The following is a 14,989-nucleotide window of genomic DNA, read 5'->3' on the forward strand; positions in this document are numbered from 1 at the left end:
TGATGCGGAACCAAGCGCGGGGGCACGACCTGATCGCGCTGCGGCGGCTCAACACCACCGTCGTCCTGCGCGCCCTGCACCGCGGCAGCCCCCGCACCCTCGCCGAACTCGCCGCGGCCACCGGCCTGTCCCGGCCCACCGTGGAGGCCGCCGTCGAGGAACTGGTGGAGCGGGGCCTCGTCGGCGCAGCCGCGGAGGAGGCCGGTGAGCGCACGCCCGGACGGCCCGCGCGCCGCTTCCGCTTCCGCACCGAGGCCGGTTACGTCCTCGGCGCCGACATAGGGCTGCACAAGATGGTGCTGCTCCTCGCCGACCTCGGCGGCACCGTCCTCGCCGCCCGGCGCAGCGACGTCGACCCCGGGCTCGGCGGCGCCGAGCGGCTCGACGTGCTGCGGCGCGGCATGGACGCCCTGCTCGACGCCCATGTGCCGCGCCGCGCCGCCGTCCTGGCCCGCTGCGTGGGCGTCCCCGGTGTGGTGGACGCGGGCGGGGTCAGCGTCTCGGTGGTGGTGCCCGAGTGGTCGGGCGTCGGCCTCGGACGGCTCCTCTCCGACGGCGCGGTGGGCCACACCCTCGTCGAGAACGACGTGAACCTCGCGGTCCTCGCCGAGCGCTGGCAGGGCGCCGCCACCCTCGCCGGTGACGTCGCCTGTGTGCTCATCGGGCGCCGCATCTCGTGCAGCCTCACCCTCGGCGGCCGGCTGCACCGGGGCAGGCGCGGCGGCGCGGGAGAACTCGGCACGCACCCGCTGCTCGGCATGGACACCGCGCACGAGGCCCTGCGCTGGACGGGCCCGCGGCGCACCGACGAGTCCGAGATGGCCGCCCTCGCCCGCGCCGCCGACGCCCGCGACCCCCGCGCGCTGGCCGCCGTCGCGGACTTCGCGGATCGCATCGCCCCCGGCATCGCGGCCCTCACGCTCACCGTCGACCCCGAACTGATCGTGCTCACCGGCGGGGCCACCCCCATCGGCCCGCACCTGGTGCCGCTGCTCGAAGAGCGGCTGCGCCCCATGACCCTGCACGTCCCGCGCATCGCCCTGAGCACGCTCGGCGAGCGGGGCGTGGCCATCGGCGCCGTCCGCAAGGCGCTCGACCGGGTGGAGGAGGAACTGCTCGCGGACCAGGCGCCCTGACGACCCACCCCGCACCGGGGCCCTCCCGCCCCGCGACCGGGGTGCGCCGCGACGGCGCCCGACGACTTCCTGGGAGGCGAAGGCGCAGATGCGCAGAAGGACTCTGCTCGGCGGGGCGCTGGCGGCCCCGGCGCTCGCCGCCTGCTCCGGCGGGGGCGGCGGCACGGACGGCGGGGGCAGGACCACGCTCTCGTACGGCATGTGGGACCCGGCGCAGGTGCCGGGCATGGAGAAGGTCATCGCCGCGTTCGAGAAGCGGCATCCGCGCATCTCCGTGCGGATCGCGCTGACGCCCTGGGCGAGTTACTGGACCACCCTGAAGACGTCGATGCGCGGCGGCACGGCCCCCGACGTGTTCTGGATGAACGCCGTCAACTTCCAGCTGTACGCGGCGAGCGGCGTCCTCGAACCGCTCTCCGGGCACATCGAGGCCGACGCCACCCCGGTGGACCGCCACCCCGCGTCCCTGGTGAAGCTCTACTCCTACCGCGGCACGCAGTACGCCCTGCCCAAGGACTTCGACACCATCGGCCTCTGGTACAACAAGCGGCTGTTCGACAAGGCGGGCATCACGTACCCCGACGCGAGCTGGACCTGGGACGACGTGCGCGACGCGGCGGCCGAACTCACCGACCCGCGCGAGCGCGTACACGGCTTCGCCGCCGAGATGGACCGGCAGTTCAAGATCTATCCGTCCGTCTGCGCGGCCGGCGGATACGTCCTGGAGGACGGCCGTTCCGGCTTCGGCGACGAACGGTCCATCGAGGGCCTGCGCTTCCTCACCGACATGATCGACCGCGGCTGGTCGCCCCCGCAGAGCGCGATGGTCGAGTCCATCGGGCGCGTCCGCTACTGGAACGAGAAGGTCGCCATGAACTACGACGTCTCCGCGATGGCCGGCCAGATGTACGCCGTGCCCGCGATCAGGGACCACGGCGGCATCGCCGTCCTGCCCAAGGGGCGCCGCAGGGCCACCGTCATCCACGGCCTCGCCAACGCCATCTCGGCCAAGAGCGACAAGAAGGCGGCCGCCTGGGAGTTCGTGCACTTCATGGCGGGCCGCGAGGCCGCCGGGATCCAGGCGAAGGCGGGCGTCACCATCTCCTCGTACGAAGGAACGCAGGACGCCTGGCTCACGTCCATGCCGGAGTTCGACCTCAAGCACTTCATCGAGATGCAGGAGTACGCCGTCCCCTACCCGAGCTCCAAGAACACCGCCGTCTGGGAGAACCTCCAATACCCGCTGCTCGGCGCCGCGTTCAGCGGCAAGGGCGGCATCGAGGACGCCGCCCGCACCCTGGGCCGGCAGATGGACCGGGCCCTGAAGGAGGAACGCGCCTCATGAGTGTCTTCCCCGCCACCGCGGCCGCGAAGTCGGCCGAGCGCCGCGCCGCGCCCGGGACCGGCACCCGGCCGCGCAAGGGCCACCAGCGCGCCGCGTACTGGTTCATCGCGCCGCTCGGACTGGGCTTCGCCGTCTTCTACTTCTGGCCGCTGCTGCAGACCTTCTACTTCAGCTTCACCGAGTTCGGCGCGTTCGGCGGCCACACCTTCATCGGCACCGACAACTACGCGCGCGTCCTCAAGGACGTGACCGTCTGGCAGGCGCTCGGCAACACCCTGATCTACAGCCTCATCGGGCTCACCGCGCTGCCCGTCGCGATCGTCGTCGCCGCCCTCCTCGACCGGCGCGGACTGCGCGGCGTCGCCGTCTACCGCGCGCTGTACTTCGTGCCGTTCGTGACCCTGCCCGTCGCCGTCGGACTCGTCTGGAACTGGCTCTACAACGGCGACTTCGGCCTCCTCAACGAAGTCCTCGGCCACCTCGGCGTCGAGCGCCACTACTGGGTCTCCGACCCGTCCACCGCGGTCTACGCGATCGGCACGGTGATGGTCTGGTCGACCACCGGCTACTACCTCGTCATCTTCATGGCGGGCATCAAGGGGATCCCCCAGGACTACTACGAGGCCGCGGAGCTCGACGGCGCCGGGGTGCTGCGCCGGTTCTTCACCATCACCCTGCCGCTGCTCAGCCCGACCATCTTCTTCGCCTCCGTCATCTGCATGATCAACTCGCTGCAGACCTTCGACCTGATCTACATCATGATGGCGGAGAAGAACCCCGCGATCGGCGATACGCAGTCCGTCGTCGGCCTCTTCTACAAGTGGGCGTTCATGGAGAACGCCCAGGGCGCCGCCGCCGCGCTCGCGTTCCTGCTCATGCTGCTCATCGCCGCCCTGACGTTCCTCCAGTTCCGGCTCCAGAGGAAGTGGGTGCACCATGCCTGAGTCCGCCCGCACACCCGCCGGGGCACCGGCCCCGAGGCGGCGCTTCGACGCCGGGTCCTTCGCCACCCACGCGGCGCTCTCGCTGGGCGCGCTCGTGATGGTCTTCCCCTTCCTTTGGCAGCTCCTGACCGCCCTCAAGACCCTCGCCGAGACCTCGCGCGTGCCGCCCACGTTCCTGCCCGACACCTGGAACTGGGCGAGCTTCACCGAGGTCTTCACCGCGCTGCCGTTCGGCGACATGCTCACCAACAGCGTGCTCAACACCGTCGGGCGCACCCTCGGACAGCTGGTGTTCTGCTCGCTGGCCGCCTACGCGTTCGCGCGCCTGCAATTCCGTGGCCGCAACGTCCTGTTCGCGCTGTTCCTGTCCGTGCTCATGGTGCCGAGCTCGCTGCTCGTCCTGCCGCAGTACGACATCATCCAGCGCCTCGGCCTGCTCAACACCGCGCCCGCGCTGTTCCTGCCCGGCATGTTCAGCGCCTTCGGCACGTTCATGCTGCGCCAGTTCTTCCTCGGCCTGCCCAAGGAGCTGGAGGAGGCCGCCCGCATCGACGGCGCCGGCTCCTTCCGCATCTTCTGGTCGATCATGCTGCCGCTGATCCGGCCCGCGCTCGCCGCCCTCGCCGTCATCACCTCGATGTGGTCCTGGAACGACCTGCTCTGGCCACTGATCGTCAACACCGACCCCCACAAGATGCCGATCAGCGCCGGACTCACCTCGCTGGAGGGCCAGTTCGAGACCAACTACCCGGTGATGATGGCCGGTTCGCTCATCGCGAGCCTGCCCATGCTGCTCGTGTACGTCTTCCTGCAACGGCACTTCGTCCAGAGCGTCGCCCTGTCCGGCTCGAAGAGCTGACCCCCTCCCACCGGAAAGGCACCCCTTCCGTATGCCACCGCTTCACATCGGACTGCTCGGCGCCGGCGGCATCGCCCGCGCCCATCTGCCCGGCTGGCTCGCGCTCGGCGCCCGCGTGAGCGTGTACACCGTCGACGGCTCCGCGGCGAAGCTCGCCGCCGAACACGCCGGGCGGGGCCACGACGTACGGGTCGCCGAGGACCTCGACGCCCTCCTCACGGCCGTCACCGCCGTCGACATCTGCACCCCCACCCCCACCCACAAGGACCTCGCCCTCGCCGCCGTCGCCGTGGGCCGCCACATCGTCTGCGAGAAGCCGCTCGCCCTCACCGCCCGCGACGCCGAGGAGATCGTGGCCGCCGCCGACGCGGCGGGCGTGCGCCTCCACCCCGCCCACGTGGTGCGCTACTTCCCCGCGTACGCGGCCCTGCGCGAGGCCGTCGTCCGCGGCGACCTCGGCGAGCCCGCCGTGCTGCGCTTCACACGCGGCGGGGCGCGGCCCCAGTGGGCGCCGTGGTTCGGCGACCCGGCCCAGTCCGGCGGCGTGATCATGGACCTGATGGTGCACGACATCGACATCGCCCGCTGGCTCGCGGGCGACGTGGTCCGCGTGCACGCCCGCACCCGCGGCGTCGAGCTCGCCACCGGCGCCCCGGGCGAGGTCGTCACCGCCACCGCCGTCCTCACCCACGCCTCGGGCGCCGTCAGCCGGATCAGCGGGCTGTGGGGCCTGCCCGACCAGATGTTCCGCACCACCTTCCGGGTCGCGGGCGCGGACGGGCTGCTGCACCACGACTCCGCGGCCGTGCCCGGCTTCCGCATCACGGCACAGGGCGTGCGCCCGGCGAACGAAGGCATCCCCTCCAGCCCTCTGCACGAGAGCCCCTACCTGACGGAACTGCGCGAGTTCGCCGCCTCGTGGCAGGACGGGGGCCCCGAGCCGCGGGTCACCGCACGGGACGGGGTCGAGGCGGTCCGCATCGCCGAGGCCGCCGTGGAGTCCAGCCGCACCGGCCGTGTCGTCGAGATCGAGGAGGCAGCGCGATGAAGGTCGCCGTCCTGTCGTTCGCCCACGTCCACGCGACGGCCTACCTGCGGCTGCTCGCCCGGCTGCCCGGCATCGAGGTCCTCGGCTGCGACCCCGACACCGAGCACGCGGCCCCCGGCGAGGTGCGCGGCCGCGCGCTCGCCGACGACCTGGGCGTCGCGTACGCGCCGACGTACGAAGAAGCCTTCGCCTGGCGCCCCGACGCGGTCGTCGTCTGCTCCGAGAACGCCCGCCACCGCCCACTCGTCGAACAGGCCGCCGCGCACGGCGTGGACGTCCTGTGCGAGAAGCCGCTGGCCGCCTCGGTCGCGGACGGCGAGGCGATGGTCGCCGCCTGCCGCGCCGCGGGCGTACGGCTCGCGGTCGCCTTCCCGGTCCGCTTCAGCCCCGCCTACGCCGCCGTGAAGGCCGCCGTCGCCTCCGGTGACGCGGGCCGGGTCCTCGCGGTGAACGGCGCCAACAACGGCGCCATGCCGACCCGGGCCCGCCGCTGGTTCGCCGAGCCCGAACTCTCCGGCGGCGGCGCCCTGATGGACCACACCGTCCACATCGCCGACCTCCTCGACGACCTCTTCGGCGCCGCCGCACCCGTCGAGGTGTACGCGCAGACCAACAACCTCCTGTACGCCGACGAGGTCGCCGCGGAGACCAGCGGCCTGGTCAGCGTGACGTACGCCAACGGCGCCGTCGCCACCATCGACTGCAGCTGGTCCCACCCGCGCTCGCACCACTCCTGGGGCGGCCTGGAGATGACCGTCGTCGGCGAGCGGGCCACCCTGGAGATGGACGCCTTCGACCAGAAGGTCCACGGCTTCAGCGAGCGCCGGGGGCACGGCGTCGAGGTGCCGTTCGGCGTCGACCTGGACGAGCTGATGCTGCGCGCGTTCCTGTACGGCCCGCAGGAGGGCGGCACGGACGTCGCCGACGGGGAGGGCGGCCTGCGCACCCTGCGGATCGTCGAGGCCGCCTACGCCTCGGCCCGCAGCGGCGTCCCGGTCGCGGTGGGCCGAGGCGGAGTACCGGGAAACTGAGGGCCCACGGCGGGTCAGTGCGGCCGGACCTGGCCCGCCTCCCACGCCCACGCGGCGATCTCCACGCGGTTGCGCACGGCCAGCTTCGCCTGGACGTGCGCGAGATGGGTCTTGACCGTCGCCAGGGAGATGAACAGCTCCCCGGCGATCTCCTGGTTGGTGCGCCCGCGCGCGACCAGCCGCACCACGTCCAGCTCGCGCTCGGACAGGCCCGTCGGCGCGGTGCCGGCGGCCGCGGCGCCGCACTGGGGGCCGTGCCGGTCCGCGAGGCGCTCCAGGAGCCGCAGCGTCACGGCGGGGGAGACCAGCGCGTCGCCGCGGGCGGCGGCACGCACCGCCTCCACGAGGAGGCCGGGCCCCGCGTCCTTGAGCAGAAAGCCGACGGCCCCGCCGCGCAGCGCCTCGTCGAGGTAGTCGTCCTGGTCGAAGGTGGTGACGACCACGACGCGCAGCGGGTCGGCCGCGCCAGGACCGGCGAGGTGCCGGGTCACCTCCAGGCCGTTCAGCCTCGGCATCCGGACGTCGACCAGACACACGTCGGGCCGCAGCCGCCGCGCGAGCTCCACGCACGCGGCACCGTCGGCGGCCTCACCGATCACCTCGATGTCCGGCTGCGCGGACAGGATCAGCCGGAACCCGGTCCGCACCATCTCCTGGTCGTCCGCGATCAGGACCCGCACAACACCGCTGCTCATGACCCCGATTCTGGCAGGCCCAGCACGGGAAGCGCGGCGCGGACCCGCCAGCCCCCGCCCGGCAGCGGCCCCGCCTCCAGGCTGCCGCCGACCGCCGCGACCCGCTCACGGAGCCCGATCAGACCGAGGCCGCCGTGCCCTCCGGGCGGGGTGCGGTCCGTGGCACGGCCGTGCGCGCCGGGGCCGTTGGCGACCTCGACGACGAGGCCCGCCGCCTCCGTCCCGATCCGCACCCGGACGTCCGTCGCGCCGGGCGCGTGCCGGGTGACGTTCGTGAGCGCCTCCTGCACGACGCGGTGCACGGACGTCTCCACCTCGGGGGCGAGCGCGGCGGCGCGGGCCCGCGCGGACACCTCCAGGGTGGCCGCGTCGCCGGGCGAGGCGGCCACCAGCGCGGCGAGCTCGGTGAGCAGGTCGGCGGGCCGGGTGGTGGCGCCCGGCTCCGCGCGCAGCACGTGCACCAGACGCCGCATCGAGTCCAGGGTCTCGCCGCCGGCCTGCTCGATCCCGGCGAGCAGCGGGTCGAGCTGGTCGGGGGCGCTCTCGCGGATGGCGCGGGCGGCCTGGGCCTGCACGACGATGCCGGTCACGTGGTGGGCGACGAAGTCGTGCAGGTCGCGGGCGATCCGGCGGCGCTCCTCCTCCTGGGTGGCGGTCACGGCGAGGGCCCGCCGGGTGTCCAGGGAGCGCAGATAGCCGCCGAGCGCGAGGGCGCCGCCGGCCGCGACGGTGAGCATGAAGGCGAAGGTCTCGGTGTCGGAGTGCACGCCGACGCGCACCGGTGCGGCCACGACGGCCGCGGCGAGCAGCACGCACAGGACGTACGCGGCGGGCAGCCGGGCCGTGCGGGCGGTGACCGTCAGCAGGGCCAGCAGCGCGAAGGACTCCAGGAGCCCCCAGCTGCTCACCCGGAGGGGACCGAGGGCCAGGCCCAGGGTCAGCGCCCCGGAGACCAGGGCGGCCCCGAGGGCCCGCGCCTCGATGCCGGGCCCGCCCCGCACGCAGAGCACGGCGACGGCCAGGGGGCCGAGAACGAGCGGCGGCCAGGCGCCGTCGGGCCGGCTCGACACCAGGTCGAGGAGCCAGAGCAGCACGGCGGGCACGGCGAACAGCAGGGCCCTCGGCATACGGGCCCGTGCGGTGCCGGGCGGCGAGCGGTGATCGTCCACGTACTGAATGTACGGAGGAGGTCGCATCCGGCCGATCAGCCGAAAGCCTGATCGGGGTGTCGGGGATCCGCCGAAGGGCCGAGGTGCCGGCGACCGGCGGGCGGCGACCGTGGAGAGAGTCCGGACTCCACGTAGGCTCCTGTTGCTCCTCCGAGAAAGTGATCCCCATGCCCCGCACGACCCCCCTCCGCCCCCGCGCCGCCCTCTGCGCGCTCGGCACGGCCGCCCTCGCCCTCGCCCTGACCGCCTGCGGCGGCTCGATGAACCCCTTCGACGACCACGAGGAGAAGGCGTCCTACGGGGAGGGCGCCGCGGCCAAGAGCGCCCGCGACTCCGTGCCGCGCTGGCTGCCGGACGACGCGAGCGACATCAAGTACGTGATGTCCACCACGGGCGATGACCGGATCATCACGTTCCGTACGCCCGGCGGAGAGTTCCCCGAGCAGTGCGTGAAGGGCGAGGCGCAGGGCGAGCCGCGGCTGAAGGCCGACTGGTTCCCCGCGGATCTGGTCGCGAAGGCCGACACGAACTGCGGTACGTGGTCGGGCGCCCGGGTCGACGGCGTCCTGTACGCCTGGCAGGACAAGGACGTCGTCCTGAAGCGGCGCTGAGCCGCACGGCACGGACACGGGCCGCGCAGCATAGACCCGGGGCGGAGGCGCCGTGCGACCGGAGTCGGATCCGCGGCGGATCGCTCGGGTATTAGCGTGGACGGGACAGATCGACGACAAGGATCCGAGGTGCCCGGCCCATGCCAAGCCGCAGCGAGAGCCGTACCCAGCTCATCGAGTCACTCATGGAGCGGTTCCCGCACGTGCCGCGGGAAGCCGTGATCAAGGAGGATCTGCTGCGCGGCGGCATCGCCTTCGACGAGTCGGCACTCAGCGACAACGAAGACGGTGACGTCAAGCCGAAGTCGTACTTCATCTTCTCCTTCGACCACGGCACGCTGCCCGAGCTGGGCGCCGCCGCGCTGCGCCGCCCGCCGGAGGAGATCGTCCTCACCGGCGGCCCCTACGAACTGCGCCGCACCGTCGTCTCCGTCCGCGTGAACCCGTCCTCGCCCTACCGCGTCGCCGCCGACGACAACGGCGTGCTCGGCCTCTACCTGGACGGCGTGCGCATCTCCGACGTCGGCCTGCCGCCGATGCCGGACTACTACCGGCACACGCTGGAGAACGGCAAGTCCGTGATGGAGGTGGCACCCACCATCCAGTGGGGCTACCTGATCTATCTGACGGTCTTCCGGGTCTGCCAGTACTTCGGCGCCAAGGAGGAGTGCCAGTACTGCGACATCAACCACAACTGGCGCCAGCACAAGGCGGCGGGACGCCCCTACACCGGAGTGAAGCCGGTGGAGGAGGTCCTGGAGGCGCTCGCCATCATCGACAAGTACGACACCAACAAGTCCTCCACCGCGTACACGCTGACCGGCGGCGCCGTCACCTCGAAGGTCGGCGGCAAGGACGAGGCCGACTTCTACGGCCAGTACGCCAAGGCCATCGAGGAGCGCTTCCCCGGCCGCTGGATCGGCAAGGTCGTCGCGCAGGCCCTGCCCAAGGCGGACGTGCAGCGCTTCCACGACTACGGCGTGCGGATCTACCACCCCAACTACGAGGTGTGGGACCCGTACCTCTTCGAGCGCTACTGCCCCGGCAAGGAGCGCTACGTCGGCCGTGACGAGTGGCACCGCCGCATCCTGGACTCCGCCGAGGTGTTCGGCCCGCGCAACGTGATCCCCAACTTCGTGGCGGGCGTGGAGATGGCCGAGCCGTTCGGCTTCAAGACCGTCGACGAGGCCATCGACTCCACCGTCGAAGGTCTTGAGTACTTCATGTCGCGCGGCATCACGCCCCGCTTCACCACCTGGTGCCCGGAGCCCACGACGCCGCTCGGCAAGGCAAATCCGCAGGGCGCGCCGCTGGAGTACCACGTGCGGCTCCTTGAGGCCTACCGCGCGACGATGGAGTCCAACGGCCTTTCCTCGCCGCCCGGTTACGGCCCCGCGGGACCCGGCAACGCGGTCTTCTCGGTCAGCTCCTTCATGGACAGCCTGCCCGCGGAGGCGGCCGCTCCCGAGGACGCGGTCGTGCCGGCGAAGGCCGACTGAGAGCCGCCTGAGACCGTTCTCGGCGGGCCCGCGCGGGCCCGCCGGAAACTCCGCGCCGCCCTCCGGAGCCCCGTGTTACGGTCGGGGCGGGTCACGAGTTCCAGCGCCAAGCCCCGGCTCGCTGGACGGCACCCCGCTCCGTCGCGGGTGCCCCGGGTGACGACCCGCCCCGTGCGACGCGCACGGGGAACGGCGGATCGCCGGGTCGGTGACACCCGGGGTCCACGACTCCGGAGGCGTTCCATGACGCACGCGCACGACACCTGCGACACCTACGAGCCCGGCCATCGGGTCCACTGGATCCAGGCCCGCAAGAGCGCGGCCGACCCCGGCACCGTGACCGACGTCCTGCTGTCCTCGCACGACGTGGCCGACGACGGCCGGATCACCCTCCATGTGCTCGGCCCGACCCGCGGCGTGCCCGCCGCCCTGTGGACCCACGACCCCGAGCGGCTGCGCCGCCTGCTGCGCGAGCACCGGGGCCTGGCGCAGTGGCAGCCCCGCTGGAACCTGCTGCGGCTGCGCGGCGACGGGGCGGCCACCACGCTGGTCTGCGTGGCCCCGCACGCCCCCGGCCGCTGACGAAGATCACCGGTTCGTAGGATGGCGGCGCACCGGACGCGGGTGATCCCCGCGTCCGGGCGGGCGCGACAGTCAGCCACCCACAGCCGGAGGTCTCCCGTGCAGCACCACCCCGTCACCGTCGTCACCGGCGGCAGCCGAGGCATCGGCGCCGCTGTCGCCGCCCGTCTCGCCGAGGACGGCCACGACGTCGTCATCGGCTACCGCTCGGACGAGGCCGCGGCCGAGAAGGCCGCCGAGGCGGTCCGCGCCGCCGGCCGCCGCTGCGTCACCGTCCGGGTCGACACCGCAGACGAGGCGGACGTCGACCGCCTCTTCGACTCCGCCGCCGCACTCGGCCCGGTCACCGGCTTGGTCAACAACGCCGGGGTGAGCGGCCCCGTCGGCCCGCTCGCCGACGCCGACGCCGAGGGCATGCGCCGCGCGCTCGAAGTGAACGTGCTCGGCTATCTGCTCTGCGCCCGGCGCGCGGTGCGGGACCTGACGGCGAACGGCGGCGGCGCGATCGTGAACATCTCCTCGGCCGCCGCCACCCTCGGCTCGCCCGGTGAGTACGTCCACTACGCCGCCGCCAAGGGCGCCGTCGACACGCTGACCGTCGGCCTGTCCAAGGAGGTCGCGGGCGACGGCATCCGCGTCAACGCCGTGGCCCCCGGCGTGATCTGGACCGAGTTCCACGCCGACCCCGAGCGTCCCGCGAAGCTCGCGTCCGGCATTCCGCTGGGCCGCTCGGGCCTGCCGTCGGAGATCGCGGCGGCCGTTTCCTGGCTGCTGTCGGAGGACGCCTCGTACACGACGGGCACGGTGCTGAGGGTCGCGGGCGGGCGCTGACGCCCCGGGGTGGCCCCTCGTACGCTGGGCGCATGATCAGTGGAGCGGCCACCCTCACCCCGGACGTCGTGATCCGGCCCGTCACGCTCGACGACGCCCCCGCGCTCGCGCGCGCCTACCGGCGCAACCGCGCGCACCTGGACCCCTGGGACCCGGCCAGGCCCGAGGCCTTCTTCACCACGCAGGGCCAGGCCGACCGGGTCCGGGCGCAGTTGGCGGACGGCCGGGCGGGCCGGTCCGCGCACTGGGTGCTCGTCGGCGACGGCGAGATCGTCGGTCACACCGCCCTGTCGAACGTCGTGCTCGGCCCGGTCCGCAGCGCCAACCTCGGCTACTGGATCGACGCCGGGCGGCAGGGCCAGGGCCTCGCGTCCGCCGCCGCCCGGTACGCCTGCGCGCAGGCGGACACCCGGCTCGGCCTGCACCGCGTGGAGGCGGGCACCCTGCTCCACAACACCGCGTCGCAGCGGGTGCTCATCAAGTGCGGCTTCGAGGAGTACGGTCTCGCGCCGGGCTACCTGTACATCAACGGTGCCTGGCGCGACCACCGGCTCTTCCAGAAGATCCTCAACGACCGCCCGGCGTAGGGCGGTTCACCGCCCGGATCAGACGATGTTCTCCGCGACCTCGGCCTGCTCGCGGTCCGAGCCGTACGCCTGCGGCGTGCTGTAGGAGCGGCGCGCCACGAACCACCACACGGTCGCCAGGGCGAGCACCACGGCCAGCGCGATCGACGCGTAGTTCATGGACTGGACCGTCACCGGCGAGGCCTGCGGCAGGCAGAAGAGCACCGTCACGAACGCCACCCAGACGACGGCGATCCAGCCGATGGGCTTGCTCCAGCGGCCCAGGTTCCACGGCCCCTGCTGGAAGCGGTCGCCCGCGCGCAGCCGCAGGAAGATCGGGATGGCGTACGCGGGGGTGATGCCGATGACGTTGATCGCGGTCACGGCCGTGTACGCGGTCGACGAGTACAGGGACGGCAGTGCGATCGCCGCGGCCAGGCCCACCGAGAGCCACACCGCGGGCACCGGCACCTGGGTGCGGGAGCTGACCTTGCGCCACAGGGCGGAGCCGGGCAGCGCGTTGTCGCGGCTGAACGCGAACACCATGCGGCTCGCGGCGGCCGTCTCCGCGTTGCCGCAGAACAGCTGGGCCACGATCACGATGAGCAGCAGCGCCGTCGCCCCGGACTCGCCGATCGCGTCGATCATGATCTGGGCGGGCGGCACACCGGTGTCCGTCTCCAACGTGCCCGTGTAGTCCTGGATGGCGAAGGTCAGACCGGCGAGCAGCACGAAGCCGGCTATCCACGACGCCCAGATGGCGCGCACGATGCCGCGGGCGGCGGTCACCGAGGCGTTGGAGGTCTCCTCGGACAGGTGCGCGGAGGCGTCGTACCCGGAGAACGTGTACTGGGCCAGGAGCAGGCCGATCGCGGTGACGTAGAGCGGGTTCTCCCAGCCGGTGCCGTTGAAGAACTCTCCGAAGACGAACGACGGCGACTGGTGGTGGTCCGGCACGATCGCGAGGACGCCGACGATCACGGTCACACCGGCCACGTGCCACCACACGCTGATGGAGTTGAGCAGACTCACCAGACGCACGTTGAACAGGTTCAGGACGGCGTGCAGCAGCAGGATGCACAGGAAGATCAGGAACGTCTTCCCCGCGGTCGGCTCGAAGCCGAACTTGAGGTTCAGGAACGCGCCGGTGAACAGCGCCGCGCCGTAGTCGATGCCCGCGATGGCGCCGAGCAGCCCGAGCAGGTTCAGCCAGCCGGTGTACCAGCCCCAGCGCCGCCCGCCGAGCCGGTCGGCCATGTAGTACAGGGCGCCCGACGTCGGGTACGCGCTGGTGACCTCGGCGAGCGCGAGGCCCACGCAGAGCACGAACAGACCGACGCCGGCCCAGCCCCAGAGCATCACGGCCGGGCCGCCGGTGGTCAGGCCGAAGCCGTACAGCGTCATGCAGCCGGAGAGGATGGAGATGACGGAGAAGCTGATCGCGAAGTTGCCGAAACCGCCCATGCGGCGGGCCAGGACGGGCTGGTAGCCGAGCTCTCTGAGCCGTTCCTCCTCGTCCTGGCGTGGCGCTGGGACGGAGCTGGTCGACGACCAGGTGGTGCGGGACACGGATGGACCTCCGGGAAGGGAGCGGGGGGTTGGGGGTGCGGTGCGGGTGCGGGATCTGCGGGGCCTACCCCGGACGACGGCTGTCCCGGGCGGCGTTGAAGCAGCGGGCGCGGGCCTGGACGAAGACCTCGGCGGCCGCGTCGGCGTCACCGGGGGAGGAGGTGCGGTACGTCCAGGGCACGACCGCGAAGAACGGGTCGAGCGCCTGGAACACCCGGGCCGCGTCGTGGAACTGGTGCGCTCCCCACAGCGCGTGCGCCAGGTGGTTCAGGTCGAGGAGCGAGGCCGCGGCGGGCAGCGAGTGGTCGAACCACAGCTGCAGGGCCCGCAGCGCGCCGCGCGTGGCGTCCTCGGAGACCCAGTGGAGGTCGAGGGCGCGTTCGTGGCCGGACTCCCTGCGGTAGCGCTCGACCCGGACGTACAGCGGCAGCAGATGCAGCGGCGAGCCCGCGGGCGCCGCGGCCGACGCCCACTGCACGAAGTTGTACGCCTCGGTGAGCGGGCCTCCCGGGCGGCGGGCGTACACGAACTGCAGCATCCGGTGGTACGCCTCGCGATTGCCCGGATCGCGCTTGTCGGCCTCGGCGAGCAGCTGCCAGGGGCCGGGGAAGAGCATGGGCTCGGGCGGCGCCATCCGGTGCTCGTCCCACCGCTGCCCCTCGTCGAGCTGCGCCAGCGAGAGCAGGCAGATCCACGGCACGGGGTCCTCGGGAGACATGGCGGACACGGCGCCGCACTCCGCCACGGCCTCGCGCCACAGGTCGTTGGTCTGCCGGTGCCCGGCCCGGTGGGCGCGCAGGGCCCGCTCCACCAGGACACGGGTGTACAGCACGGCGGCCGAGGCGCTGTGCGGCTCCTCGGCGCGCCAGGCCCGCACCACGTCGGAACCGGCGACGGCGGCCGCCAGGACCTGTGTGCGCTGGGTCCACAGGCCCCAGTCGGGTGTCTCGGTGAGCAGATTGCGGGTGGAGACCCAGCGGCCGGCCTTGAGGTCCTGGAGCACCGCGCGCAGCGCTTCGTCGTGGCCCGCCGGGTGATACACGGGGCGGCCTAACGGCATGGGCATGTGTCCTCTGTGGGGTGACGAAGGCGGGGGTCTGCGGG

At 72.8% G+C, this 14,989-nt stretch carries 15 protein-coding genes and 1 riboswitch; of the genes, 11 read left to right on the forward strand and 4 right to left on the reverse strand.

The window, feature by feature from the left end; genetic code table 11:
• Positions 1–2 precede the first annotated feature (2 nt).
• The 6 genes from AB0L89_RS05275 to AB0L89_RS05300 all read left to right on the forward strand — a co-directional run bounded on the left by AB0L89_RS05275 (position 3) and on the right by AB0L89_RS05300 (position 6,363).
• The gene (locus AB0L89_RS05275; protein WP_365134584.1) at positions 3–1,136 is read left to right on the forward strand and encodes an ROK family transcriptional regulator; all 1,134 of its coding nucleotides are present in this window, start codon (positions 3–5) and stop codon (positions 1,134–1,136) included.
• An 88-nt stretch (positions 1,137–1,224) separates the two neighbouring features.
• Positions 1,225–2,481, forward strand: a complete 1,257-nt coding sequence (locus AB0L89_RS05280) for a sugar ABC transporter substrate-binding protein (RefSeq protein ID WP_365134587.1) — start codon at positions 1,225–1,227, stop codon at positions 2,479–2,481.
• Positions 2,478–3,425, forward strand: coding sequence for a sugar ABC transporter permease (locus tag AB0L89_RS05285; protein ID WP_365134590.1), 948 nt, complete (start codon positions 2,478–2,480; stop codon positions 3,423–3,425). The genes AB0L89_RS05280 and AB0L89_RS05285 overlap by 4 nt, the downstream gene beginning before the upstream one ends.
• A complete protein-coding gene (locus AB0L89_RS05290) occupies positions 3,418–4,284 on the forward strand; it encodes a carbohydrate ABC transporter permease (protein WP_365134593.1) in 867 nt (288 codons plus the stop codon). The genes AB0L89_RS05285 and AB0L89_RS05290 overlap by 8 nt, the downstream gene beginning before the upstream one ends.
• Positions 4,285–4,315: 31 nt before the next feature.
• Positions 4,316–5,332, forward strand: a complete 1,017-nt coding sequence (locus AB0L89_RS05295) for a Gfo/Idh/MocA family oxidoreductase (RefSeq protein ID WP_365134596.1) — start codon at positions 4,316–4,318, stop codon at positions 5,330–5,332.
• Positions 5,329–6,363: a Gfo/Idh/MocA family oxidoreductase gene (locus tag AB0L89_RS05300; protein ID WP_365134599.1), complete on the forward strand. Its 1,035-nt coding sequence runs from the start codon at positions 5,329–5,331 to the stop codon at positions 6,361–6,363. Before AB0L89_RS05295 ends, AB0L89_RS05300 begins: the two co-directional genes overlap by 4 nt.
• 14 nt (positions 6,364–6,377) lie before the next feature.
• Here AB0L89_RS05300 and AB0L89_RS05305 read toward each other — a convergent pair whose 3' ends face one another.
• Positions 6,378–7,058, reverse strand: coding sequence for a response regulator transcription factor (locus AB0L89_RS05305; RefSeq protein ID WP_365134602.1), 681 nt, complete (start codon positions 7,056–7,058; stop codon positions 6,378–6,380).
• Positions 7,055–8,227 (reverse strand): histidine kinase, encoded by a 1,173-nt coding sequence (locus AB0L89_RS05310; RefSeq protein WP_365134605.1) that lies wholly within the window; start codon positions 8,225–8,227, stop codon positions 7,055–7,057. The genes AB0L89_RS05305 and AB0L89_RS05310 overlap by 4 nt, the downstream gene beginning before the upstream one ends.
• A 167-nt stretch (positions 8,228–8,394) precedes the next feature.
• Here AB0L89_RS05310 and AB0L89_RS05315 point away from each other — a divergent pair, with 167 nt between their 5' ends.
• The 5 genes from AB0L89_RS05315 (at position 8,395) to AB0L89_RS05335 (ending at position 12,337) form a co-directional block, all read left to right on the forward strand.
• Positions 8,395–8,838: a hypothetical protein gene (locus AB0L89_RS05315; RefSeq protein ID WP_365134608.1), complete on the forward strand. Its 444-nt coding sequence runs from the start codon at positions 8,395–8,397 to the stop codon at positions 8,836–8,838.
• A gap of 140 nt (positions 8,839–8,978) precedes the next feature.
• On the forward strand, positions 8,979–10,337 hold the full coding sequence (locus AB0L89_RS05320; protein WP_365134611.1) for a radical SAM protein: 1,359 nt from the start codon (positions 8,979–8,981) through the stop codon (positions 10,335–10,337).
• 89 nt (positions 10,338–10,426) lie between these two features.
• Positions 10,427–10,536, forward strand: a riboswitch (SAM riboswitch).
• A 44-nt stretch (positions 10,537–10,580) separates the two neighbouring features.
• On the forward strand, positions 10,581–10,919 hold the full coding sequence (locus tag AB0L89_RS05325; protein ID WP_365134614.1) for a hypothetical protein: 339 nt from the start codon (positions 10,581–10,583) through the stop codon (positions 10,917–10,919).
• 99 nt (positions 10,920–11,018) lie between these two features.
• Complete coding sequence (locus AB0L89_RS05330) at positions 11,019–11,750, forward strand: SDR family oxidoreductase (protein WP_365134617.1); 732 nt, start codon at positions 11,019–11,021, stop codon at positions 11,748–11,750.
• Positions 11,751–11,782: 32 nt separating this feature from the next.
• Positions 11,783–12,337 carry a GNAT family protein gene (locus AB0L89_RS05335; protein ID WP_365134620.1) on the forward strand — a complete coding sequence of 185 codons (555 nt, stop codon included), beginning with the start codon at positions 11,783–11,785 and terminating at the stop codon, positions 12,335–12,337.
• Between the two features lie 18 nt (positions 12,338–12,355).
• On the opposite strand, the gene AB0L89_RS05340 is transcribed toward AB0L89_RS05335, so the two are convergent.
• Complete coding sequence (locus AB0L89_RS05340; RefSeq protein ID WP_365134623.1) at positions 12,356–13,885, reverse strand: amino acid permease; 1,530 nt, start codon at positions 13,883–13,885, stop codon at positions 12,356–12,358.
• Between the two features lie 64 nt (positions 13,886–13,949).
• Positions 13,950–14,945 carry a hypothetical protein gene (locus AB0L89_RS05345; protein ID WP_365135575.1) on the reverse strand — a complete coding sequence of 332 codons (996 nt, stop codon included), beginning with the start codon at positions 14,943–14,945 and terminating at the stop codon, positions 13,950–13,952.
• Positions 14,946–14,989 lie beyond the last annotated feature (44 nt).

Origin of the sequence: Streptomyces sp. NPDC052114, assembly GCF_040680155.1 — a bacterium.
Lineage (GTDB): Bacteria > Actinomycetota > Actinomycetes > Streptomycetales > Streptomycetaceae > Streptomyces.

Bases quoted from the DNA above. Each gene is read 5' to 3' on its own strand.
- AB0L89_RS05275 (WP_365134584.1), top strand. From the start codon at position 3: ATGCGGAACCAAGCGCGGGGGCACGACCTGATCGCGCTGCGGCGGCTC.
- AB0L89_RS05280 (WP_365134587.1), top strand. From the start codon at position 1,225: ATGCGCAGAAGGACTCTGCTCGGCGGGGCGCTGGCGGCCCCGGCGCTC.
- AB0L89_RS05285 (WP_365134590.1), top strand. From the start codon at position 2,478: ATGAGTGTCTTCCCCGCCACCGCGGCCGCGAAGTCGGCCGAGCGCCGC.
- AB0L89_RS05290 (WP_365134593.1), top strand. From the start codon at position 3,418: ATGCCTGAGTCCGCCCGCACACCCGCCGGGGCACCGGCCCCGAGGCGG.
- AB0L89_RS05295 (WP_365134596.1), top strand. From the start codon at position 4,316: ATGCCACCGCTTCACATCGGACTGCTCGGCGCCGGCGGCATCGCCCGC.
- AB0L89_RS05300 (WP_365134599.1), top strand. From the start codon at position 5,329: ATGAAGGTCGCCGTCCTGTCGTTCGCCCACGTCCACGCGACGGCCTAC.
- AB0L89_RS05305 (WP_365134602.1), bottom strand. From the start codon at position 7,058: ATGAGCAGCGGTGTTGTGCGGGTCCTGATCGCGGACGACCAGGAGATG.
- AB0L89_RS05315 (WP_365134608.1), top strand. From the start codon at position 8,395: ATGCCCCGCACGACCCCCCTCCGCCCCCGCGCCGCCCTCTGCGCGCTC.
- AB0L89_RS05320 (WP_365134611.1), top strand. From the start codon at position 8,979: ATGCCAAGCCGCAGCGAGAGCCGTACCCAGCTCATCGAGTCACTCATG.
- AB0L89_RS05325 (WP_365134614.1), top strand. From the start codon at position 10,581: ATGACGCACGCGCACGACACCTGCGACACCTACGAGCCCGGCCATCGG.
- AB0L89_RS05335 (WP_365134620.1), top strand. From the start codon at position 11,783: ATGATCAGTGGAGCGGCCACCCTCACCCCGGACGTCGTGATCCGGCCC.
- AB0L89_RS05345 (WP_365135575.1), bottom strand. From the start codon at position 14,945: ATGCCGTTAGGCCGCCCCGTGTATCACCCGGCGGGCCACGACGAAGCG.